Annotated in this window: 23 protein-coding genes; 13 read left to right on the top strand and 10 right to left on the bottom strand. The window is 57.5% G+C overall.

The window, feature by feature from the left end; all coding sequences use genetic code 11:
• Positions 1–172: 172 nt before the first annotated feature.
• Together AAIE04_RS15545 and AAIE04_RS15540 are read right to left on the bottom strand one after the other, a co-directional pair.
• A complete protein-coding gene (locus tag AAIE04_RS15545) occupies positions 173–859 on the bottom strand; it encodes a response regulator (RefSeq protein ID WP_019455585.1) in 687 nt (228 codons plus the stop codon).
• Between the two features lie 33 nt (positions 860–892).
• Positions 893–2,485 (bottom strand): ATP-binding protein, encoded by a 1,593-nt coding sequence (locus AAIE04_RS15540; RefSeq protein WP_074055597.1) that lies wholly within the window; start codon positions 2,483–2,485, stop codon positions 893–895.
• A 326-nt stretch (positions 2,486–2,811) separates the two neighbouring features.
• Between AAIE04_RS15540 and AAIE04_RS15535 the strand changes: the two genes are divergently transcribed.
• The gene (locus tag AAIE04_RS15535) at positions 2,812–4,167 is read left to right on the top strand and encodes a 2-hydroxycarboxylate transporter family protein (RefSeq protein ID WP_498577305.1); all 1,356 of its coding nucleotides are present in this window, start codon (positions 2,812–2,814) and stop codon (positions 4,165–4,167) included.
• Between the two features lie 96 nt (positions 4,168–4,263).
• On the opposite strand, the gene AAIE04_RS15530 is transcribed toward AAIE04_RS15535, so the two are convergent.
• A complete protein-coding gene (locus AAIE04_RS15530; RefSeq protein WP_019455582.1) occupies positions 4,264–5,235 on the bottom strand; it encodes a patatin-like phospholipase family protein in 972 nt (323 codons plus the stop codon).
• Positions 5,236–5,441: 206 nt separating this feature from the next.
• On the opposite strand from AAIE04_RS15530, the gene AAIE04_RS15525 reads away from it, so the two are divergent.
• From AAIE04_RS15525 to AAIE04_RS15515, 3 genes are all read left to right on the top strand, one after another.
• A complete protein-coding gene (locus tag AAIE04_RS15525; RefSeq protein ID WP_019455581.1) occupies positions 5,442–6,386 on the top strand; it encodes an MBL fold metallo-hydrolase in 945 nt (314 codons plus the stop codon).
• Positions 6,387–6,539: 153 nt separating this feature from the next.
• Positions 6,540–7,280 carry an SDR family oxidoreductase gene (locus AAIE04_RS15520; protein ID WP_063919957.1) on the top strand — a complete coding sequence of 247 codons (741 nt, stop codon included), beginning with the start codon at positions 6,540–6,542 and terminating at the stop codon, positions 7,278–7,280.
• Between the two features lie 64 nt (positions 7,281–7,344).
• Positions 7,345–7,548 carry a DUF1289 domain-containing protein gene (locus AAIE04_RS15515; protein WP_019455579.1) on the top strand — a complete coding sequence of 68 codons (204 nt, stop codon included), beginning with the start codon at positions 7,345–7,347 and terminating at the stop codon, positions 7,546–7,548.
• A gap of 61 nt (positions 7,549–7,609) precedes the next feature.
• On the opposite strand, the gene nrdF is transcribed toward AAIE04_RS15515, so the two are convergent.
• The 5 genes from nrdF to AAIE04_RS15490 all read right to left on the bottom strand — a co-directional run bounded on the left by nrdF (position 7,610) and on the right by AAIE04_RS15490 (position 12,064).
• Positions 7,610–8,581, bottom strand: a complete 972-nt coding sequence (nrdF, locus tag AAIE04_RS15510; protein ID WP_004928917.1) for a class 1b ribonucleoside-diphosphate reductase subunit beta — start codon at positions 8,579–8,581, stop codon at positions 7,610–7,612.
• Positions 8,582–8,589: 8 nt separating this feature from the next.
• On the bottom strand, positions 8,590–10,734 hold the full coding sequence (gene nrdE / locus AAIE04_RS15505) for a class 1b ribonucleoside-diphosphate reductase subunit alpha (RefSeq protein ID WP_025160247.1): 2,145 nt from the start codon (positions 10,732–10,734) through the stop codon (positions 8,590–8,592).
• A complete protein-coding gene (gene nrdI, locus AAIE04_RS15500; protein ID WP_498577304.1) occupies positions 10,716–11,120 on the bottom strand; it encodes a class Ib ribonucleoside-diphosphate reductase assembly flavoprotein NrdI in 405 nt (134 codons plus the stop codon). The genes nrdE and nrdI overlap by 19 nt, the downstream gene beginning before the upstream one ends.
• A 9-nt stretch (positions 11,121–11,129) precedes the next feature.
• Positions 11,130–11,360, bottom strand: a complete 231-nt coding sequence (nrdH, locus tag AAIE04_RS15495) for a glutaredoxin-like protein NrdH (protein WP_004928934.1) — start codon at positions 11,358–11,360, stop codon at positions 11,130–11,132.
• A gap of 272 nt (positions 11,361–11,632) precedes the next feature.
• A complete protein-coding gene (locus tag AAIE04_RS15490; RefSeq protein ID WP_019455576.1) occupies positions 11,633–12,064 on the bottom strand; it encodes a carboxymuconolactone decarboxylase family protein in 432 nt (143 codons plus the stop codon).
• 95 nt (positions 12,065–12,159) lie between these two features.
• Here AAIE04_RS15490 and pdxR point away from each other — a divergent pair, with 95 nt between their 5' ends.
• Complete coding sequence (gene pdxR / locus AAIE04_RS15485; protein WP_498577303.1) at positions 12,160–13,590, top strand: MocR-like pyridoxine biosynthesis transcription factor PdxR; 1,431 nt, start codon at positions 12,160–12,162, stop codon at positions 13,588–13,590.
• Between the two features lie 61 nt (positions 13,591–13,651).
• Here pdxR and AAIE04_RS15480 read toward each other — a convergent pair whose 3' ends face one another.
• Both AAIE04_RS15480 and AAIE04_RS15475 read right to left on the bottom strand, forming a co-directional pair.
• Positions 13,652–13,960, bottom strand: a complete 309-nt coding sequence (locus AAIE04_RS15480) for an ElaB/YgaM/YqjD family protein (RefSeq protein WP_004928950.1) — start codon at positions 13,958–13,960, stop codon at positions 13,652–13,654.
• A gap of 85 nt (positions 13,961–14,045) precedes the next feature.
• Entirely contained in the window at positions 14,046–14,774 is a 729-nt protein-coding gene (locus tag AAIE04_RS15475) for a DUF2461 domain-containing protein (protein WP_498577302.1), read from the bottom strand.
• A gap of 549 nt (positions 14,775–15,323) precedes the next feature.
• Here AAIE04_RS15475 and AAIE04_RS15470 point away from each other — a divergent pair.
• The 8 genes from AAIE04_RS15470 (at position 15,324) to AAIE04_RS15435 (ending at position 21,495) form a co-directional block, all read left to right on the top strand.
• Positions 15,324–15,710 (top strand): VOC family protein, encoded by a 387-nt coding sequence (locus tag AAIE04_RS15470; protein WP_308886286.1) that lies wholly within the window; start codon positions 15,324–15,326, stop codon positions 15,708–15,710.
• A gap of 113 nt (positions 15,711–15,823) precedes the next feature.
• Entirely contained in the window at positions 15,824–16,606 is a 783-nt protein-coding gene (locus AAIE04_RS15465) for an SDR family NAD(P)-dependent oxidoreductase (protein ID WP_498577301.1), read from the top strand.
• A 46-nt stretch (positions 16,607–16,652) separates the two neighbouring features.
• A complete protein-coding gene (locus tag AAIE04_RS15460; protein WP_498577300.1) occupies positions 16,653–17,111 on the top strand; it encodes a PhzA/PhzB family protein in 459 nt (152 codons plus the stop codon).
• A gap of 78 nt (positions 17,112–17,189) precedes the next feature.
• Entirely contained in the window at positions 17,190–17,810 is a 621-nt protein-coding gene (locus AAIE04_RS15455; protein WP_498577299.1) for an isochorismatase family protein, read from the top strand.
• Positions 17,807–19,672 (top strand): anthranilate synthase family protein, encoded by a 1,866-nt coding sequence (locus AAIE04_RS15450; protein ID WP_498577298.1) that lies wholly within the window; start codon positions 17,807–17,809, stop codon positions 19,670–19,672. The genes AAIE04_RS15455 and AAIE04_RS15450 overlap by 4 nt, the downstream gene beginning before the upstream one ends.
• A complete protein-coding gene (locus AAIE04_RS15445; RefSeq protein ID WP_498577297.1) occupies positions 19,669–20,022 on the top strand; it encodes a hypothetical protein in 354 nt (117 codons plus the stop codon). The genes AAIE04_RS15450 and AAIE04_RS15445 overlap by 4 nt, the downstream gene beginning before the upstream one ends.
• The gene (locus AAIE04_RS15440) at positions 20,001–20,846 is read left to right on the top strand and encodes a PhzF family phenazine biosynthesis protein (protein ID WP_498577296.1); all 846 of its coding nucleotides are present in this window, start codon (positions 20,001–20,003) and stop codon (positions 20,844–20,846) included. Before AAIE04_RS15445 ends, AAIE04_RS15440 begins: the two co-directional genes overlap by 22 nt.
• A 13-nt stretch (positions 20,847–20,859) precedes the next feature.
• Positions 20,860–21,495 (top strand): pyridoxal 5'-phosphate synthase, encoded by a 636-nt coding sequence (locus AAIE04_RS15435; RefSeq protein ID WP_498577295.1) that lies wholly within the window; start codon positions 20,860–20,862, stop codon positions 21,493–21,495.
• Positions 21,496–21,507 lie beyond the last annotated feature (12 nt).

The raw sequence follows: 21,507 nt of genomic DNA, 5'->3' as shown, positions 1-21,507 counted from the left end.
GAAGCAATGGGATATTTCGGTTCTGCACCTGCCGTTCGCATAATAAAAAACCCGACCAGAGGCCGGGTAAAAGTCATCAGTATTTCATCAGTGTTAACGACAGGTGCCGATATCGAGGGGGATATCGTCGGGCGCTATGTTATCGCCTGAATATGACAGCCAGATGGCAGCCTCAGGCCTTGCGATACAGCCGCCGCGGATGGCCGATATTGCCGTACAGCATCTCCACTCGCACGAACTGGGTGGCGACGCAGTATTCCAGATAACGGCGGGCGGTGGTTTTGCTGATGCCGACCTGTTCAACCACGTCTTCCACCGCATGCGCCACCGCCGGCTGGGCGATAAACAGCGCCTGCACCAGCTCAAGGGTGTTGGTTTCGATGCCTTTGGCGCTCGGCTCGCTGGAGAACTGTTTCGACTGCAGGTTATACAGCGCATCGACGTTGTCCTGGTCGATGATCTTGAAGGTGCGCTGGGTCTGTACGAACTGCATGAAACGCTCGAGCGAATTGCGCAGCCGCTTGTAGGACACCGGTTTGATGATGTAATCGAAGGCGCCGTTGCGGATCGCCTGGCTGCAGGTATGCATGTCGCTGGCGGCGGTGATGAAGATCACCGAACAGGCGGGGTTTTTTACCGCTGGTTCTTCCATCAGCTCGATGCCCTGGCCGTCCGGCAGGAAGTTATCCAACAGGATCAGACGCGGCTGATGCTCATTGGCTTTGGCCCGCGCTTCGGCCAGCGTGGCGGCATAGGCTACCACCCGCAGGTTGAAATTTTTCTCGATGAACTCCGCGTGCAGTGTCGCCAGTTGCGGCTCGTCTTCCACGATCAGAACGTCCAGTGCTTGGTGTGACATAATCGGGTGCTCAAAAAAATCGGGTTATGGGTTTTATTTAGGGATAAATATAGAGAATATCGCGCCGTGCGGCTCGTTGTCCGACACTTCTATGCTGCCGTGCGCCTGCGCCACATGGCTGGCGACCAGATGCAGGCCGATGCCGTGGTCGCTTTTATCCGCTTTGGTGGTCACGCCCTGTTCAAATAGCGTATCACGAATCTCCTCGGCGATGCCGGTGCCGCGATCCGCCACCTCGATCACCAGCTCGTTGCTGCTGTCGCTGATATAGAGTTCGATCGCGTCGTGCGGGGCCGGGCAGTGCAGCGTCGCTTCCACCGCATTATCCAGCAGGTTGCCGACGATCGACATCAGTTCGGTCTCATTCAGCGCCGCCGGGATCTGCCGCAGCTGGCAGGCCGGATCGAAGCGCAATTCGATGCCTTTTTCTCTGGCGCTGGAGTATTTGCCCAGCAGCAGGCCGCACAGCGCCGCCGAACTGAAGCGCTGTGAAATGAAATCGAGGATCTCCTGCGCGCCCTCCGACTGGGCTTCCACATAGCGGATGGCCTCGTCATAGCGCTGCATGTGCAGCAGTCCGGCCAGCGTGGCGGTCCAGTTCAGCTGCTCGTGGCGCATGATGCGCAGGTTGTCGGCATAGCGTTTCACCTGGCTGAGCTGGCTGCTCAGGGTATTGATGTCGTTCTTGTCGCGGAAGCTGATCACCCAGCCTTGCAGCTCCTGCTCCTGCATGATGCGCACCCGGCTGGCGATCACCCGCACGTGGTTGAAACGGCACACCTCATCGTGCGTATCCTGGCCCAGCTGCGCGGCGCCGAAGAAGTTCGGCTGCGCCTGGATCACTTCGCCGATCGGCCGGCCCAGCAAGCCGGCGGCGGGCTGGTGCAGATCGAGCAGCTCGCGCGCCGCATGGTTGATGGTGATGATCCGCAGCTGCGGATCGACGGCGATCACCCCTTCATAGATGGCTTCCAGCAGCGCTTTCTGTTGGCGCACCAGCAGCGCGATCTCTTTCGGCTCCAGCCAGAACATCTGGCGCTTGAGGTTTTTCGACAGCAGCCAGGAAAAAACGAACAGGGCGATCAGCAGCAGGACGATGGAGCCGATAATTTGCGTTAACGTTCTGGCATTTAAACTATCAATATGCGATTTCAAATAGCCGACGGAAACGATGCCGATAACGCGGTTATTTTCATCCAGGATCGGCGCCTTGCTGCGTAATGATACGCCGATTCCGCCCTTGCGAATGGAAATAATGCTTTTGCCTTCCAACACCTCTTTATTATCGCCGCCGATCATCGGCGTACCCAGGCGGCCTTCATATTCGGAATGATAAAGATGGCGGGCGTGATTATCGCCGATAACGATATAGCTGGCATCGCTGCTGGCGCGGATTTTTTTCATCAGCGCGGCGATCCTGGCGGCGTCACTCTTTTCCACCGCGTCCACCAACGAAGGGATAAGGGCGATTTCCCGCGCCTGCACCTGGGCGCGGGCGCCGAGATCGCGGTGCAGCTGCGCATCCAGCTGATAATAGGTGTAGGCGCCGATGCAGGTCAGCAGCAGGCAGGAGAAGGCCACCAGGCACAGAAACAGTTTGATTTGAAATGAGAGTTTAAGGCGCATGGCGGAGCTTTACCGTAAAGAGATCCTGAAGCCTTACCCTATCACGAGAAGCGGGGTCTGTAATATTGCGCCCGATCAACTTGTGATCCCTCACACGGGATTAGAGTGAAATGGACGAGAATTGTTCGTCTGCGATAAAGTTGATAAGCTTTAAAATAAAAACGGTATTAACACCATTAAAACCACGCCGGGTTTTACATAATCTTAATTAACCCCATAGAAACCATAACCACCATTAAAAACCCTTTTTAATTTTGAACATAATCACAGCAGATAATCCGTGCGCTTCTCTATGATGGCTGAACAAACTAATAAGAGGCCAGATTATGAGCACAACAGATGATTCTTACCTCGTAACCAAAGACAAGACCGCCGATATTCCTCTGCGTGAAAAATGGTGGCGGATACTGGACAATTATAAAGTAGGGATCATTCCGTTACCGTTCTTTATTCTGGCCGGCGTATTGATTCTGCTCGATTGCCTGGAAGGTAAGCTGCCGAGCGACATCGTGGTGATGGTGGCCACGCTGGCGTTCTTCGGTTTCGCCTGCGGCGAATTCGGCAAGCGCCTGCCGCTGATCGGCAAAATGGGCGCGGCGGCGATCTGCGCCACCTTCATTCCTTCCGCGCTGGTGCACTATGGCCTGTTGCCGGACGTGGTGGTGGAATCGACCACCAAGTTCTACAAATCGACCAACATTCTTTATCTCTACATCTGCTGCATCATCGTCGGCAGCATCATGAGCATGAACCGCCAGGTGTTGATCCAGGGCTTCCTGCGCATCTTCATTCCGATGCTGTGCGGCGAGATCGTCGGCATGCTGGTGGGGATGGGCGTCGGCATGGCGCTGGGCCTGGAGCCGTTCCAGATCTTCTTCTTCCTGATCCTGCCGATCATGGCCGGCGGCGTGGGTGAAGGGGCGATTCCGTTGTCGATGGGCTACGCGGCGATCCTGCACATGGAGCAAGGCGTGGCGTTGGGGCGCATCCTGCCGATCGTGATGCTCGGCAGCCTGACCGCCATCGTCATCGCCGGCCTGCTCAATCAACTGGGCAAGCGTTATCCGCATCTGACCGGCGAAGGCAGCCTGATGCCGAGCAAGCAGGGCGACGGCGACATGAACGCGGTGGAAAAAATCAGCGGCAAGGTTGATGTCAGCACTATCGCCTGCGGCGCGCTGCTGGCCATTCTGCTGTATATGGTGGGCATGCTGCTGCACCGTCTGATCGGCCTGCCGGCGCCGGTGGGCATGCTGTTCGCCGCCGTGGCGGTGAAACTGGCGCACGGGGTATCGCCGCGCATTCAGGAAGGTTCGCAGGTGGTGTACAAATTCTTCCGCACCGCCGTGACTTATCCGATCCTGTTCGCCGTCGGGGTGGCCATCACGCCATGGCAAGAGCTGGTGGACGCGTTTACCGTACAGAACCTGATCGTGATCGTCACGACCGTCAGCGCGCTGGTGGCGACCGGTTTCTTCGTCGGCAAGAAAATCGGTATGCACCCTATCGACGTGGCGATCGTCTCCTGCTGCCAGAGTGGGCAGGGCGGCACCGGCGACGTCGCGATCCTCACCGCCGGCAACCGCATGTCGCTGATGCCGTTCGCCCAGATCGCAACCCGTATCGGCGGCGCTATCAACGTCTCACTGTCGCTGCTGGTGTTGGCCAAGTTCTTCGTATAACTCCTATAAATCCTTAGCGTTACTTTGCCTTTCCCCGCCCCCGCGGGGATTTTTTTGCCCGCGCGCCGGCCGGCCGCGCAGGCGGGAAAACACCGGTTAGGCCGCTTGCTTCATGGCGGCGTCATACCAGGCGAAGTAGCGCTCTACGCCGCGACGGCCGGATTCGATCAGCGCGCGTTTCTTCTCCTCGCTGATGCCGAACTCCAGCGTGCCGACGTCGAGCGTGTCGACATACACGGTGCGTTTCCAGTCATCGCTGTCCAGATGCACCTTGGTTTGGATGTCCAGCATCACGTTGGCCACCGCCAGGGTGAAATCAAACAGGTTGTTGACCGGCGTGCGCGGGCCTGCCTGGCCGGCGGCCTGGGCAATTTCGCTGGCGGAATCCAGGCGAAGGCCCAGCGTGCGGGTGTTGATGCGCTGGCTGGAGCTGTCGATGTAAGGCGGCGTGGCGGAGAAGTCATAATCGAAGAGCCGCACCGGATAGTTGTCGATCATGCCGCCGTCCATGCACAGATCGCCCAGGGTATTGTTCTTCGCCACGAAGGCGAACGGGAACGACATCGAAATGCGCAGGCCGTCCGCCACTTTCATACGCGGCGTGGTGCGGTGAGAATAGACCTCGCGCTGACCGCTGTTGAGGTTGGCGCCGATAAAGTAAATCGACTTGAACCCTTTCGCCGCCTTCATCGCTTCGAACTGTTCGAAAGTAATATCCGGGTTGCCGGTATATTGCTTGATAATATCGCGCGACCATTGATAGAAATAATCGCCGGGTGCGATGCCGTATTGATTGAACAGGCGATAGGCGTCCTGGATCGTGCCGAAAAAGCCGCCGTTATAATCGAGGAATTTTTTAAAATCCATCGCCGACAGAATTTTGGTTACGTCTGCCGAGCTGCAGCCCAGGCCGACCAGCAGTGCGGCGATGGCGCCCGCCGAGGCACCGGAGGTTTGCTTGATCTGCGGCATGATGCCTTTGGCTTCCAGCAGCTCCAGCGCGCCGCCATAGGCGATGCCTTTTACGCCGCCGCCTTCAAAGACCAGGTTTTCGAATTGATAGCTCATGTTATTTCCTTACTCGTGGTTTAGGGAGTAAGGAAAATAACCAAGTGGCGAGCGAGAAAATATTGATTGGGGTTGTGTGAATTAACAAACAAAATTATTCACAGTAAATATATTATTTATATATTTATCAAAGGCATTTATTAAACAGGCGCATCGGGCTTTTTGCGTCAATACTTAGCGCTGTTCAATTCTCGCAAGGAGTCATCATGTTCTGGAAACGTTGTCTGCTGGGGGCGGCGCTGGCCGTTATGTCATTACAGGCCGGGGCCGCCGCGCCGCAGGCCAAAACCCCGACGCCGGGATTCTACCGCATCATGTTGGGCGGTTTTGAAGTGACCGCATTGTCTGACGGCATCATTCGCCTGCCGGCGGACAAACTGTTGCTGAACAGCACGCCGCAGCAGATCGCCGCCGGGTTAGCCGAGCAGCATCAAAGCCTGCCGGTGGTCACCTCGGTCAATGCCTATCTGATCAATACCGGTGACAAGCTGGTGATGATCGACAGCGGTGCCGGCCAACTGCTGGGCGGTGGGCTGGGCAAGCTGGTGGATAACCTGCGCGCGGCGGGCTACCAGCCGGAACAGGTGGATGAGATCTACCTGACCCATATGCACCCGGACCATCTTGGCGGTCTGACGCGCGATGGCAAGGCGGTATTCCCCAATGCGGTGGTGCGCGCCGCCAGCCAGGATGCGGACTTCTGGCTAAGCGCCGAGCGGCTGAAACAGGCTAATGCGGAGAGCAAAAGCAACTTCGAAAGAGCCCAGGCGGCGATCAAACCTTACCAGACGGCCGGCCATTTTAAGCCGTTCAACGGCGACGGTGAACTTTCGCCGGGCATTGCCGCCTTTGCCGCCCATGGCCATACGCCGGGCCACAGCGTCTATCAGGTGACGAGTCAGGGTAAAAAGCTGCTGCTGTTGGGGGATCTGATCCACGTAGCGGCGGTGCAGATGCCGCATCCGAAGGTGGCGATCGGCTTTGATAGCGACGCCAAGGCGGCGGTCGCCCAGCGGCTGCGGGTGTTCAGCGACAGTGCACGGCAGAGCGAGCTGGTCGGTGGCGCACACCTGTCGTTCCCGGGATTGGGTTACCTGAACCGCCAGGGTGAAGGCTATACCTGGGTGCCGCTGAACTACGGCGCGCTGTAATGGACATGGCCGCCCAACGGGCGGCCATCGAACAGAGCCCAGCGGCATTGTTCGATAATTTGGGATTATGATGCCAGAGAATCAGGGCTGATTCGCCGTGATAAACAGTGCATGATGAACGCTCTGCCCGTTGCTTTCTTTAAGGATCTCCCGATGAACCAGAAAACGCCTCCTGTCGCCATCGTTACCGGCGCATCGCGCGGCATCGGCGCCGCTATCGCCGAGCGCTTGGCCGCCGACGGCTTTACCGTCGTCATCAACTATTCGGGCAACCCGGCACCGGCCGACGAGCTGGCGCGCAAGATAGAACAGCGCGGCGGCCGCGCCTTGAGCGTCAAGGCCGACGTCAGCGATGCGGCTGCGGTCGCCCGGCTGTTCGACAGCGCCGAACAGGCGTTTGGCGGCGTCGATGTCCTGGTCAATAACGCCGGGGTGATCGCGCTGGCGCCGATAGCGGACATGGGGGATGAAGAGGTGAATCGCCTGCTCGACATCAACCTGAAAGGCAGTTTCAACACGATGCGCGAGGCGGCGAAGCGCCTGCGCGACAACGGTCGCATCATCAACTTTTCCTCCAGCGTGGTGGGGTTGCTGCAGCCGGGTTACGGCATGTATGCCGCCAGTAAGGCGGCAATCGAGGCGTTGACCAGCGTGCTGGCGAAAGAGCTGCGCGGCCGCAATATCACGGTGAACGCCGTCGCGCCGGGGCCGACCGCCACCGGCTTGTTCCTCGACGGCAAAACCCCGGAGCTTATCGAGCGGCTGGCGAAGATGGCGCCGCTGGAACGCCTGGGCTCGCCGGAAGACATCGCGGCGGCGGTGGCCTTTCTCGCGGGGGCCGACGGCGGCTGGATCAATGGCCAAACCCTGCGCGCCAACGGCGGCATCATCTGATTGACGGCGCGCCGCCGCCGGATCGGGTATCCTGTGGCGGCACACATCACATCAAGGGCGGTTTATGGCGGGCAACAATCAGCACTCTCATCTCGGCGTCAGGTCGCCCTGCATCAGCCTGTGTCGGCTTGATGATGAGACGCAGCAGTGCCGGGGATGCCGGCGCACGCGGGCGGAGATCGCCGCCTGGCCGACCGCCAGCGACGCGGAGAAGCGCGCCATCTGGCGGCGGCTTGAGCTGCGTGATGATTTAAATAAAAACAAATAGTTGAGCGGGGATAACACACCGCACCCCCGCTAGCGGCGTTTCCTGATAGAGTCAGCCAGCCTTAGAAATCCCAGTCCTCATCCTCGGTGTTGACCGCTTTGCCGATAACGTAGGACGAACCTGAACCGGAGAAGAAGTCGTGGTTTTCGTCGGCGTTCGGTGACAGCGCCGACAGGATCGCCGGGTTGACCTCCGCCATCGCCGGTGGGAACAGCGCTTCATACCCGAGGTTCATCAGCGCCTTGTTGGCGTTGTAGTGCAGGAAGGTCTTCACGTCTTCCGTCCAGCCGACGCCGTCGTACAGCTCCTCGGTGTAGCGCACCTCGTTGTCGTACAGATCCTGCAGCAGATCGAAGGCGAAGTTTTTCACCTGTTGGCGCCGCGCAGCGTCCACCTTCTCCAACCCTTTCTGGAACTTATAGCCGATATAGTAGCCATGCACCGCCTCGTCGCGAATGATCAGGCGGATCAGATCGGCGGTGTTGGTCAGCTTGGCGCGGCTGGACCAGTACATCGGCAGATAAAAGCCCGAATAGAACAGGAACGACTCGAGGAAGACGCTGGCGACTTTTTTCAGCAGCGGATCGTCGCTGCGGTAGTGCGCCAGAATGATGCCGGCTTTCTTCTGCAGAGCGCGATTTTCCTCGCTCCAGCGATAGGCGTCATCCACGTCCGGCGTTTGGCACAGGGTGGAGAAGATTGAGCTGTAAGAGCGGGCGTGCACCGCTTCCATAAAGCTGATGTTGGAGTACACCGCCTCTTCGTGCGGCGTCAGCGCATCGGCGATCAGGGCCGGCGCGCCGACGGTGTTCTGGATGGTGTCCAGCAGCGTCAGCCCGGTAAACACCCGAATGGTCAGCTGCTGCTCCTTCGGTGTCAGCGTGGCCCAGGAGGGGATATCGTTGGACAGCGGCACTTTCTCCGGCAGCCAGAAGTTGGAGGTCAGGCGGTTCCACACCTCCAGATCCTTGTCGTCTTCGATGATGTTCCAGTTGATGGCGCGCACCAGCGGCGCCGATGTTACGGTCGTCATAAGTTGCCTCACAGCGAGCAGGACACGCAGCCCTGCACCTCGGTGCCTTCCAGCGCCATCTGGCGCAGGCGGATGTAGTAAATGGTCTTGATGCCTTTGCGCCAGGCGTAGATCTGCGCGCGGTTGATGTCGCGGGTGGTGGCGGTATCGCGGAAGAACAACGTCAGCGACAGCCCCTGATCGACGTGTTGCGTGGCGGCGGCATAGGTATCGATGATTTTCTCCGGGCCAATCTCGTAGGCATCCTGGTAATACGCCAGGTTGTCGTTGGTCATGTAAGGCGCGGGATAGTAAACGCGGCCGATCTTGCCCTCCTTGCGGATCTCGATGCGCGAAACGATCGGATGGATGCTGGAGGTGGCGTTGTTGATGTACGAGATGGAACCGGTCGGCGGCACCGCCTGCAGGTTCTGGTTGTACAGCCCGTGCATCATCACCGACTGGCGCAGCGCGCGCCACTCGTCGCGGCCCGGAATGGCGATGCCGGCGGCGGCGAACAGCTCGCGCACCCGCTCGGTCTGCGGCAGCCAGTCGCGTTCGGTGTACTTGTCGAAGTACTCGCCGCTGGCATAGCGAGAGTGCTCAAAGCCGTCGAACGTGCCGCCGCGTTCGATCGCCAGCCGATTCGAGGCGCGGATGGCGTGATAGGCCACGGTATAGAAATAGAGATTGGTGAAGTCGATGCCTTCTTCCGAGCCGTAGAAGATGCGCTCGCGCGCCAGGTAACCGTGCAGGTTCATCTGGCCCAGACCGATGGCGCGGGCGCTGCGGTTGCCTTCGGCGATCGAGGGCACCGAGCGGATGTCGCTCATGTCGGCCACCGCGGTCAGCGCGCGGATCGCGGTCTCGATCGCCTTGCCGAAGTCCGGCGCGTCCATGGTTTTGGCGATGTTCAGCGAGCCGAGGTTGCAGGAGATGTCCTTGCCGATGCGATCGTAGCTCAGATCCTCATGATACGTGCTGGCGCGGTTGACCTGCAGGATCTCCGAACACAGGTTGCTCATGTTGATGCGACCGGCGATCGGGTTCTCCCGGTTGACCGTGTCCTCGAACATGACATACGGGTAGCCGGATTCGAACTGGATCTCCGCCAGCACCTGGAAGAACTCGCGCGCGTTGATGCGCGACTTGCGGATGCGCTTGTCGTCCACCATCTCGCGGTATTTTTCACTGACGCTGATTTCAGACAGCGGCATTCCATACACCCGCTCGACGTCGTAGGGCGAAAACAGGTACATCTCTTCGTTGTTCTTCGCCAGTTCGAAGGTGATATCCGGGATCACCACCCCCAGCGACAGCGTCTTGATGCGGATCTTCTCGTCGGCGTTTTCCCGCTTGGTGTCGAGAAAACGCAGAATGTCCGGGTGGTGGGCGTTGAGATACACCGCGCCGGCTCCCTGGCGCGCGCCGAGCTGGTTGGCGTAGGAGAAGGCGTCTTCGAGCATTTTCATGATCGGAATGACGCCGGAAGACTGGTTTTCGATGCGCTTGATCGGCGCGCCCACTTCGCGAATATTGCTCAGCAGGAAGGCCACGCCACCGCCGCGTTTCGATAGCTGCAGCGCGGAGTTCACCGCCCGACCGATCGATTCCATATTGTCTTCGATGCGCAGCAGGAAGCAGGAGACCAGTTCGCCGCGCTGGCGTTTGCCGCAGTTGAGGAAGGTCGGCGTGGCCGGCTGGAAACGGCCGGAAATCATCTCCTCCACCAGATCCTGCGCCAGGGCGGTATCGCCCGCCGCCAGCGTCATCGCCACCATGCACACCCGATCTTCGTAGCGTTCCAGATAGCGCTTGCCGTCGAAGGTTTTGAGCGTATAGCTGGTGTAGTACTTGAAGGCGCCGAGGAAGGTCTCGAAGCGGAATTTTTTGGCGTAGGCCTGCTGGAACAGCTGCTTGATAAACGGGAACTCGTACTGCGCCAGCACCTGCGGCTCGTAGTAGCCTTCTTCCACCAGATAGCGCAGCTTTTCCTCCAGGTTATGGAAGAACACGGTGTTTTGGTTGACGTGCTGCAGGAAGTATTGCCGCGCCGCCAGCCGATCCTTGTCGAACTGGATCCGGCCTTCCGCATCGTAAAGATTGAGCATCGCGTTGAGCGAATGGTAATCCAGCGCGCCCGTCTCGGGCCTGGTCAGTTCTGTCGTTGCCAAAATGCGGTTACTCCCTGTCGAACGTTTTCAACGTCTTGCGAGGTGCCGAGCAGCTCGAAGCGGTACAAAAAAGGCACCTGGCATTTTTTGGCGATGATGTCGCCGGCGATGCCGTATGCCGCGCCGAAGTTAGTGTTCCCGGCGGCGATGACGCCGCGCAGGTAGGAACGGTTTTGCGGAACGTTGAGAAAGCGGATCACCTGGATCGGCACCGCGCCGACGGCGCTGCCGCCGCCATAGCTGGGTACGATCAAGATATAGGGTTGTTCCATCAGCAATTTTCTGCGGGCGCCGGCGATCGGAATGCGGATCGCCGGCAGGCCCAGTTTCTCAACGAATCGATGGGTGTTCTCCGAGCTGCTGGAGAAATAGACCAGCGGATTCATCGGCGGGCCTCAGCAGGTGAGCGCCAGCGCGCCGATTTTGTCCGGACGGAAACCGGACCAGTGATCGTCACCGGCGATAATCACCGGAACCTGCTGATAACCTAATGATTTAACGTGGTTCAGCGCCTGCTGATCCTGAGTGAGATCGATCACCTGATAATCAATCCCCTGCTTATCAAATGCGCGATAGGTGGCGTTGCACTGGACACAGTCCGGCTTGCTGTAAATAATAATGCTCATGATTCGCATTTACCTTTAGGCTGAAGGAAAGGCGGATAAGTCAGATAACGGAGCATCGTTCCTGGCGTTTCTGACGGCGTTATCAACCGAACGACATTCCCTGCGGCTGACCTATAAAATACTATATGTTGATATTTGTTTTATCAACCACTCTATATATGGTGTTTTGTGTGGGGTGATACGCAGGCCGCGTCGGGGCTGGGAAGGCGAGGGGAAAATTTTTTTGCGGGTGGGAAATTCCCCCTCTCAGAGAAGAAGGGGAGGCGAACGCATTATTGACGCATGCTGACGGCCAGTCGGTTGAAGGCGTTCATGATGCTGATGGCAAAGGTCAGATCGGCGATCTCGGCGTCGCTGAAGTGTGCTTTCAGCGCCTCAAAAGCGCTGTCCGGCGCGCCGGTGGCGGCGATCAGCGTCACCGACTCGGCCCATTCCAGAGCCGCGCGCTCACGTGCGCTGAATTCATGGCTGACGCGCCAGCCCGCCAGCGTATCGAGTTTGGCGTGGCTGAAGCCGCTTTCGCGTAGCGCTTTACCGTGCATGTCCAGGCAGTAGGCGCAGCCGTTGATCTGCGAAACGCGCATAAACATCAACTCGATGGTCGCTTTGTCCAGAGCGCCTTTCTCCAGCGCCATCAGCGCGCTCACCATATTTTTGTATGGGGCGGGCGCCAGCTCGGCGTAGTTCAAACGTTGCTTAATCATGGTCAACCTCAATGGGGAGTAACGAAATCATGACGCTACTTTAGCGGCCTTATGGTCTATGCTATAGGGCCATAAAATGATTATTTAACCGGGCCATGATGCCAACTTTCCTGACCTCGCTGCGTTTGGACAGCCGGCTCGCCGAACCGCTGTACCGGCAGATTTATCTGCGAATCAAAGACGCCATCGCCCAGGGCAACCTGGCGGCGGGCAGCCGGCTGCCTTCGGTGCGCGGGTTGGCGAGCGATCTTGGCGTGGCGCGTGCCACGGTGGAAAGCGCCTATGCTCAACTGATCGCCGAAGGTTTCTTGCTGAGCCGGGGGCAGGCGGGCACCTATGTCTCGCCGCAGTTGCCACCCATGCAGGGGGCGGCGTCCGCTGCACCGTCGCTGCCGGCGGTGGTGCCCGATCCGCTGCAGCCGCAGGGCATGCTGCAGCCTTTCCAACTGGGCGTGCCGGCGCTGGATGCGTTTCCTCGGGCGCTGTGGCAGCGCATTGTCGCCCGCCAGCTGCGCGGTTCTACGGTGGCTTCCCTGGCACTGCCGCCGGCCGGCGGCCTGCCTGAACTGCGTGAGGCGATCGCCCATTATCTGCATTTGTCGCGCGGCATCAGCTGCCGGCCGGAACAGATTTTCCTCTGCGCCGGCTACCCGGCGCTGTTGGACTGGGTGGTGGAGACGCTGTTGCACGCCGGTGACGCGGTATGGATTGAAGATCCCGGTTATCCGGTCACGCGCCCGCTGCTGCGGGCCGCCGGCGTGAGGCCGGTCGCCGTGCCGGTGGATGAACAGGGCATGGACGTCGCCGCCGGTATCCTGACTGAGCCCGAGGCGCGGCTGGCGGTGGTGACGCCGACTCATCAAAGCCCGCTTGGCGTCTCGCTCAGCCTGGCGCGGCGCATGGCGCTGCTCGACTGGGCGCAGCAGCGTGCGGCCTGGATCCTCGAGGATGACTACGACAGCGAATTTCGCTATCACGGGCGGCCGCTGCCGCCGCTGAAAAGTCTCGATGTTCAGGGACGGGTGCTGTACGCCGGCACTTTCAGCAAAACGTTGTTCCCGGCGCTGCGCATGGCTTATCTGGTGGTGCCCGCCGATCTGACGGAGGTATTCGCGCGCAGCAGCCGGCTGCGCGGCTGCGGCTGCCCGCCGCTGCTGCAGGCCGGCGTGGCGGATTTCATCCGCCAAGGTCATTTCTACCGCCACCTGAAACGCATGCGGCCGGTGTACCGCCAGCGGCGCGAGTGGTTGACGCAGGCGCTGGAACGGCAGCTGGGGGCATGGCTGACGGTGGTGCCGCAGCAGGGCGGCATTCAGCTATTGGCTCGGTTGCATCACGGGCTGGCGGATGCACCGTTGGCGGCGCAAGCGTGGCGGCACGGGTTGGCGGCGCAGGCGTTGTCGGATTGGCAAATCGATCATCCGGCGGGGCAAGGATTACTGTTGGGATTTGCCAATTTCAGCCGGCGGGAGGAGACGGAGCGGGCGGTGCAGGGGTTGGCGCAGCTGTTCAAACGCGCAAATTAAACGGCCCGCGATTTCCGCGGGCCAGACGCACATCTGTTTTATCTTTATGACTGCAGGGGTGTTAACGCCGGGCCAGCAGCACGCCGAGCACGATGCCGACAGCGGCACCGATCCCTACGCCCTGCCAGGGTTTGTCACGCACATAGCTGTCGGCTTGATCGACCGCGTCGCGCGCATGCTGTGTCAGACTGGTGGAGCCATTGAACCGCGCCCTTGCGTCGCGCAGCACGCCTTTCGCCTTGCTGTGCAGCTCTTTCAGTTCCTCTTTGGTCTTGTCACCGGACTCACGCAACACTTCATCCAGCGTATCGGCCAACAGAGTGACGTCCTGATCGATGTCGCGTTCTGTTCTTTCTGCTTTCTTAAACATTCGGCTCTCCGTTTCGACACATGTCTTTTAAGTGTAGACCATGCTGAGATTTGTGTGGCCGATCACGGAAAAAAACGCAGGGTCATTATCCGAAAAGCCGTGTCCGCTGCTGCTCGGCATCACTATTCTTCTCTTCTTCGACACGAATCAGGAAAGTATAAAGCGGTGCCAACTGGGTAAAGGTTTCTGCCAGCGTAGCCGCTAACTGTGGATTGAACAGCTCGGCAATATCATGGTTTTCTTTCATAACCGAGAAAGATTTCCGATTATACCAGGTGGCGACGGCTTCGGGCTGATCGGGCTGCAACGGGCGTTTGTATGCTTCGCCTACCAACTCAAACTCCGGTAAAAGATGTGCCGTGGCGTGTCGGAATTCCTTTTCGCGGCGGAGAATACTTTCTCTGACGCGATCCATCGTGGCTCGCGTCGCAGCGTAATAGCCCAAACCGTAATAAAAACCATCTGGTCTGATTTCAAAAAAATAGACCGGAGAGTCAATCCAATGTTTTTTGTCGCGTTTAAACGTCAGCCACATTCGGTCGCGAAAGCGGGATTTGTCTTTGGAGAAACGCGTATCCCGATAAATGCGGGATACGCTCTTGCCTATCGCAGGGTTGACCTCAATGTGAGGATCGATGCTTTGCATCGTTGGGGTGAGTGACTCAACGAGATGCTGAAAAGGTTCCAATAAATGCACGTTATATGCAGGCTTATTATTGTCATACCACTCTTTACTGTTTTGGCGTTTTACTTCGCTTAAGAAGGTGATGCTTTCACTGCTGAATTGACCGCGTGGCGCCGTTGTATCATCCATTGTTACCCCCTTTTTCACCGCGTACCGTAAAGTATATCTAATTAAATAATCATTATTGATTATTTCAATAAAAAAACTGGCTTGAAAGCGGTTTGTTGATCCATATCAACAAAAGTCGAACTGTGTGTAATATTTATATACATTCGGCTGTGCGTAAAGCATTCTCGTTGAAACAAAGCATTAGAAAACATAACAGATGTTGCGAAAGAAATAGTTCTTGCTGGTTATTATAAAACACCATCTATAAGGAAAGATTTACGATGAGTGGGCAAGTTATTAATTATCAGGGTGATATATTCAGACTCGACGTTCTCGCTAACGTCATTCATTGCCCGGTTTCTTCTTACGGGGCATCCTTTGCCGGTGGGAATAGCAAGGCTCCGCTTTTTCCTCTGCGGTTTTTCCTATGTTCAGCTCATCGCGCTCTGTCTTTTTTCTCAGTTTGCTTCTTTCTTATGGTGATTAATTTCATATTTAATCATTTCCATTCGAAATACATCGAGCGCTATTGAATTAATCTGATTTCAAGCCTTTTACAGGAGGAGTGATATGTTCAAGCCTAATAGTGTGATTTTGTACGTTGACAACGTAGAAGCCAGCACCGCGTTTTACAAAGCTATTTTTGGCGAGGGCCCGATCGAGGCTTTCCCCGGTTTTTCCGTGTTCTCGTTAAAAGATGGTTTTATTTTAGGGTTGCAAACTAAGCACGATATCGAGCCGAAGCCCCAACCGGCATTCGGCGGATTTGAGCTGTGCCTGAGTGATATCTCGATCGAAGAGGTCGACGCCATTTACCGCGACTTTAAGGCGCGCAATGTTCCAATGGCGTTGCCGCCGAGCAGGCTGGAATTTGGCTACACCTTTGTGGCGCTGGATCCGGACGGGCACCGCATCCGCCTGTGCGCGACGGACACCAGCGGAATCGAGAAGCTGTAATCGGCCTGGCCGATGTTGTCTGTACCGACAGGCGGCGTTAGCGATACATCGCTTTGCTTTAGGGGCAGATGTGCATCGGCCATGAGCTCGCCATAGCACGCAAGGAGAGGCATGTGAGAAAAATATGGTTGATCACCGGTGCGGCTCGCGGCTTTGGCCGCGTATGGACCGAGGCGGCGCTAAAAAGGGGGGATAGCGTTATCGCTACGGCGCGTGAGCCGGAGAAATTGGCCGATCTGGCCGCTGAGTACGGCGAAAACCTCTTGCCGGTGACGATGGATGTGTGCGATCGCGCCGCCGTGGCCGCTGCGGTGGAGATCGGTTTTCACGCTTTCGGGCGCATCGACGCTGTGGTGAACAATGCCGGTTACGGTCTGTTTTGCCCGCTGGAAGACGTGCCGGAAAAGGAAGCCAGGCAGATTGTCGAAACCAATCTGTTGGGATCTTTGTGGGTGATTCAGGCGGTGTTGCCGTATTTAAGGCGACAAGGGCATGGGCACATGATCCAAATCTCCAGCATTGCCGGTTTGCTGGCATTACCCGGCATGGCGATGTACAACGCCACAAAATGGGCGGTGGAAGGCATGGTCGAAACCTTGGCTCAGGAGGTCAAGGCGTTTGGAATCAATGTCACGCTGGTGGAGCCTGGTCCCCACCTGACCGATTGGATTGGCAGCTCGGCTGTGCGCCCGGAACGCGGGCAGGCCTATCCCTCTCATGAGCAGATGATGCAGCAGAGTTGGCCGCGTTTGCCATTGGCCGCTCCCGATGCCGCCGTGGCGCCGATGATGGCGCTGGTGGATTCGGATACACCGCCGTTGCGGCTGCTGTTGGGGGAGTCGTTAAATGCCTTGATCGTTCAGAATGGGCAACAACGCCTGGCTGGCATCGCATAATCAAATAAGCATGCTGTTTCATTTTATATGGAATTAAGGAGCAGTGATGAAGGAAAGTAATGCGCGCGCAAGCAATCGCAATATTGTCGAACAGTATATGAATACTTACGGGCAAGCCCGATTATCCAGGCACGAATTGTTTGACGAGGAGGGGTGCGGAGGACTTTGGACTACGGATAGTGGTGAACCGGTCGTAATCAAAAGCAAAAAGCAGTTGGCTAAACATGCGGTATGGTCGTTAGCTTGCTTCCCCGATTGGCGCTGGTACAACGTGCAGATTTTCGATACGCAGGACCCGGATATTTTTTGGGTTGAATGTGACGGTAAAGGAGAGATTAATTTTAAGGGCTACCCCAAAGGGTTTTATCAGAATCACTTCATTCATTACTTCCAGTTTAAAAATGGGAAAATCATCCTTCAACGTGAGTTTATGAATCCTTGTCAGCAATTCCGCGCATTGGGTATTGGTGTGCCGGAAATAATCAGAGAAGGCATTCCGACCTAATATCCTTTTTCATTGATTCATCTTTATCGCGTTCTTATGTGATTCCTTTTTACGTCCTGATAAGACTGGGGATATGACATGGCTATACCTGATATTGAAGACTATGATCTCGGCTCGCTGACAGCATCAATGCCAAATAAAGTGGACTGGCGTCTGACTCCCGCCAGAAGTTTGCTTTTAGTTCATGACATGCAAAGCTTCTTCCTTAATCCGTTGCCTGAGTCATTACGCAAGACCCTGTTAGAGAATTGCTCGAAATTATTAGACTGGGCGAGGAAACATGCCGTCCCCGTGGTTTATACCGGCCAGAAAGGCAGCATGAGCGCCAAAGAGCGCGGATTGCTTTATGATTTTTGGGGAGCTGGAATGGATGCCGATCCGTTGCACACGGCAATCACACCGTTATTATCGCCTCAACCGGGAGAACCGGTATTGAAAAAATGGCGATATAGCGCGTTCTTCTCTTCGGAACTCGCCAATATATTTTCTGACCAGCAGCGTGATCAAATAATTATATGTGGCGTCTATGCGCAAATTGGCATTTTAACCACCGCCCTGGATGCTTATTCCAGAGACATTGAGGTCTTTTTGGCGCGGGATGCGATAGCCGATTTTTCGCTGGCGGCCCACCAACGCATGTTGACTTACGCTGCGTCATGTTGTGCGTCGATATTATCGGTGGACGAGGTAACAGCATGAACACAGAGCCGACAATCACCTCTTTGCTGCGGTATGGCAGCAACCATGAATCGTTTGCGCTGTTATTCAGATGCGGGCGCGGCGCGGTTCCCGAAATCGAAGTGATCACGGGGGAAGAACGGCATCTGAACAGTTTGCAAGATTTGGTGGATTTACCGGCGAATGCTGACGGCGGCGATGGGCAGCAAACGCTGTTGGTTGCGCCTTATCGACAGATTGCTGAACGGGGTTATGCCGTTAATGATGACGGTAAACCGCTTATTGCGTTCGTCAATGCGCACAGCCATAAAGTGCCGCTCCATGAAGCACTGGCCCTGCTGCCCGACGCGCCGTTGAAGGTGAGCAGCGCCGCGTTCGAACCTTCCGACGATGAGTATGCGCACACGGTCGCTCAAGTCATTCAACAGGAGATCGGCACCGGTCAGGGGGCTAATTTCGTTATCCGCCGCGCTTTTACCGCCGCCTTCGCAGATTATGGCTGCGAAACGGGATTAACCCTTTTTAAAAACCTGCTGCTGCAAGAAAGCGGCGCTTACTGGACCTTTTTCATTCAGTGCCGCGATGTCACCTTGATAGGTGCATCGCCGGAGCGGCATATCACTTTGCAGCAACAGAAGGTCTCCATGACGCCGATTAGCGGTACCTATCGCTATCCCTCCACCGGACCGACCCGTGAAGGGCTGATCGATTTCTTATCCAATGAAAAGGAGAAGGATGAGCTGTCGATGGTACTGGATGAAGAGCTGAAGATGATGACCCGCATCTGTGACTCCGATGTCAAAACGTTTGGCCCCTTCTTAACGCCGATGTCGCGTCTGGTGCATACCGGCTATCGGCTCGAGGGGCATTCATCGTTGCCGATGCCGGAGATTTTGCGAGCTTCCATGTTTGCGCCGACGGTTACCGGCAGCCCGCTGGAAAACGCGACGCGCGTTATCGCCAAATATGAGTCATCCGGGCGAGGCTACTACAGTGGTTTTGCCGCCTTGCTGGGGTCTGAGGGCGGTGAGCCGACGATTGATTCGGCGATCCTGATCAGGACGAGTGAAATTGATTCGACGGGCGCGCTGACCATCGGGTTGGGGGCGACGTTGGTTCGAACCTCGGATCCTGCCGCCGAAGCAGCGGAGACGCGGGCGAAGGCCGCCGCCTTACAGTGCGCCCTGGGGTTGAATGGCGAGTCGACGTCTATTTTTCAGGATGAACAGGTCTCCGTCGCGCTGCAAAAGCACAATCATCGTTTGGCCGCCTTTTGGCGTGACGCCGCCAGCACGAATGCGAGGTGCTGCCGGGGCGAGGTGCTGCTGATTGATAACGAAGACGCCTTCACCTCGATGATGGAGTATCAGCTGCGCGCGATGGGATTCAACGTTCGGCTCGCGCATTACGCTTCCCCTCTTCAACCTAATCCGCATGAGCTGCTGGTCATCGGCCCCGGGCCGGGCGATCCGCGCGATTTGAACGACAAGCGAGTGATCCGCAGCCGCAAGTTGATTCAGACAGCCATGCAACAAGGCCAACCCTTTATCGCAATCTGTTTCGGTCATCAGATCCTGTGCGCTGCCCTGGGATATCCGATAGTCGCGCTGGCGTCGCCCAATCAGGGGATACAAAAAGAGATCGCCTTCTTTGACAAGGTTGAACGCGTGGGCTTTTACAACACGTTCACCGGGCTGGCAGCCAGCAATGCATTGGCTAGCGAGTATGGCGAGATTCGCGTCGCACGGGATGAAACGACCGGCCAGATTTATGGCCTGCGCGGACCGCATTTCTCGTCCATGCAGTTCCATCCCGAGTCGGTGCTGACCATCGATGGGCCGCGGATCCTTTATGAATCAATCCAACAGATGGTGACCTCATGATCATGGAATGTGTGTGGTGGGAGCTGGCGCCGGGCGAACCGGACATCGGGCAACTGCAGGCGCAGCTTGAACAGGTCGATCTGGCTGCCTGGCAGCGAATAGGCGCGTTGCAGGCCAAATACTGGATTATGAATGAGGCACCGCCGCGCTGGGGAGCGGCGATGGTGTGGCGTGATGAAAAACCCGATCTCGCGGCGTTGCCGCTGAATGCGGCCGCCGAGGCGATCGGCCGGCCGCCGGATGTGCGGCTGCGGTTCACCGTTGCCGCATCTTGTCTGAATGAGTTGATTATCACGCCCTGGGCGTCTTTGCTGAATCGGGAGGAAACATGCACCACTATGTCATCGTAAATGCGTTCAGCGATCGCGTGCTGGCCGGCAACCCGGTCGCCGTATTTTTCGACTGTGACGATCTTGAGCCGGAAACCATGCAGCGCATAGCGGCGGAAATGCGGCTCTCGGAATCCACATTCGTGTCGCGCCCTCGTCGCGGTGGCGATGCGCATGTCCGCATTTTTACACCGGTGAATGAACTGGGGTTCGCTGGCCACCCGCTGCTGGGCACGGCGCTGGCGTTGTCTCTCCGGTTACGAAAAACCACCCTGAATATCGAAACCGCGAAGGGGGTTTTCCCTTTCACGCTGGAAGATGCCAAGTTGCGCAACGATCTCCCGGTTGCCCATGTCGATATGCTCCAGCCGTCCCCGGTAATCCAACCCTATGCGCAAGCTGAAGCGTTGCTGCTCGCATTGGGGGTGACGCATAGCACTTTGCCGATTGAACAGTACGACGTCGGGCCGCGTCACGTCTTTGTCGGCGTCGCCGACATGCCGACGCTGGCCTCGCTCAATCCCGATCAGCGCGCGCTGGCGCAGCATGAAAACATGGCCGCGCTCTGTTTCTGCCGCGACGGCAATCGCTGGCGCCTGCGCATGTTCTCACCGGCATACGGTGTCGTCGAAGATGCGGCGACCGGCTCGGCCGCCGGGCCTTTGGCGCTGCATCTGGCGCGGCATGGGTGGAGCGACTATAGCCAGTCGTTGGAAATCTGGCAGGGGGTGGAAATGGGGCACCCGTCAAAAATGTACGGCATGGCGCAAAGGGATGAAGGGGCGTACCGGCTGTATGCCGGGGGGCATGCCATCCAGGTAGCGCAGGGCACCTACGCGATTTGAAGGAGAAGGGAAAATGGGAAGTAGTGCGTTTGAAAGTGTCAGCGGCAAGGTGGATACGGATTTTTTGCCTTTCCATGCGCGGCTGAACCAGCCGATTGAGCTCGCCTGCGCCTGGGTGCGGGAAGCGATACGCGAACAGGTCAGAGAACCGCGGGCGATGGTGCTGACGACCGCCAATGTGCAGGGCGAAATGAGTTCGCGCGTTATGGCGATCCTCGACTTCGCCGAGACCGGCATTTTGTTCGCCACCCACAGCTGTAGCCGCAAGATTCAGGATATCGACAGCCATCCCCATGCCTGCGCTCACTTCTACTGGAAAGAATTGGGGCGACAGCTCTCGGTCAGCGGCAGGGTGGTCAAGCTGCCGCAGGCCACGGCCAAGGCGGTTTGGGAAAAACGCCCGGTTCCGTTGCATGCAATGTCGACAGTCTCTCACCAAAGTGAACCGCTGTTGGACAGCGAGACGCTGCGTCGGGCGGCCGAGGCCCTTGAGGGCGCGGGGGCATTGCCCTGTCCCGACCGTTTCGCCGTCTACCAACTGGTACCGCAAACGGTGGAATTTTGGGCCGCCAGTTCGGATCGCCTGCACCGGCGCCTGCGGGCCGAGTATCACCGGAACGAATGGCGGAGCGCCTGGCTACAGCCGTAACCATGGGAAAAT

The sequence above is a fragment of the Serratia sp. Ae19-1 genome (assembly GCF_059801225.1).
This window is presented reverse-complemented; position numbering and strand designations above follow the sequence as displayed.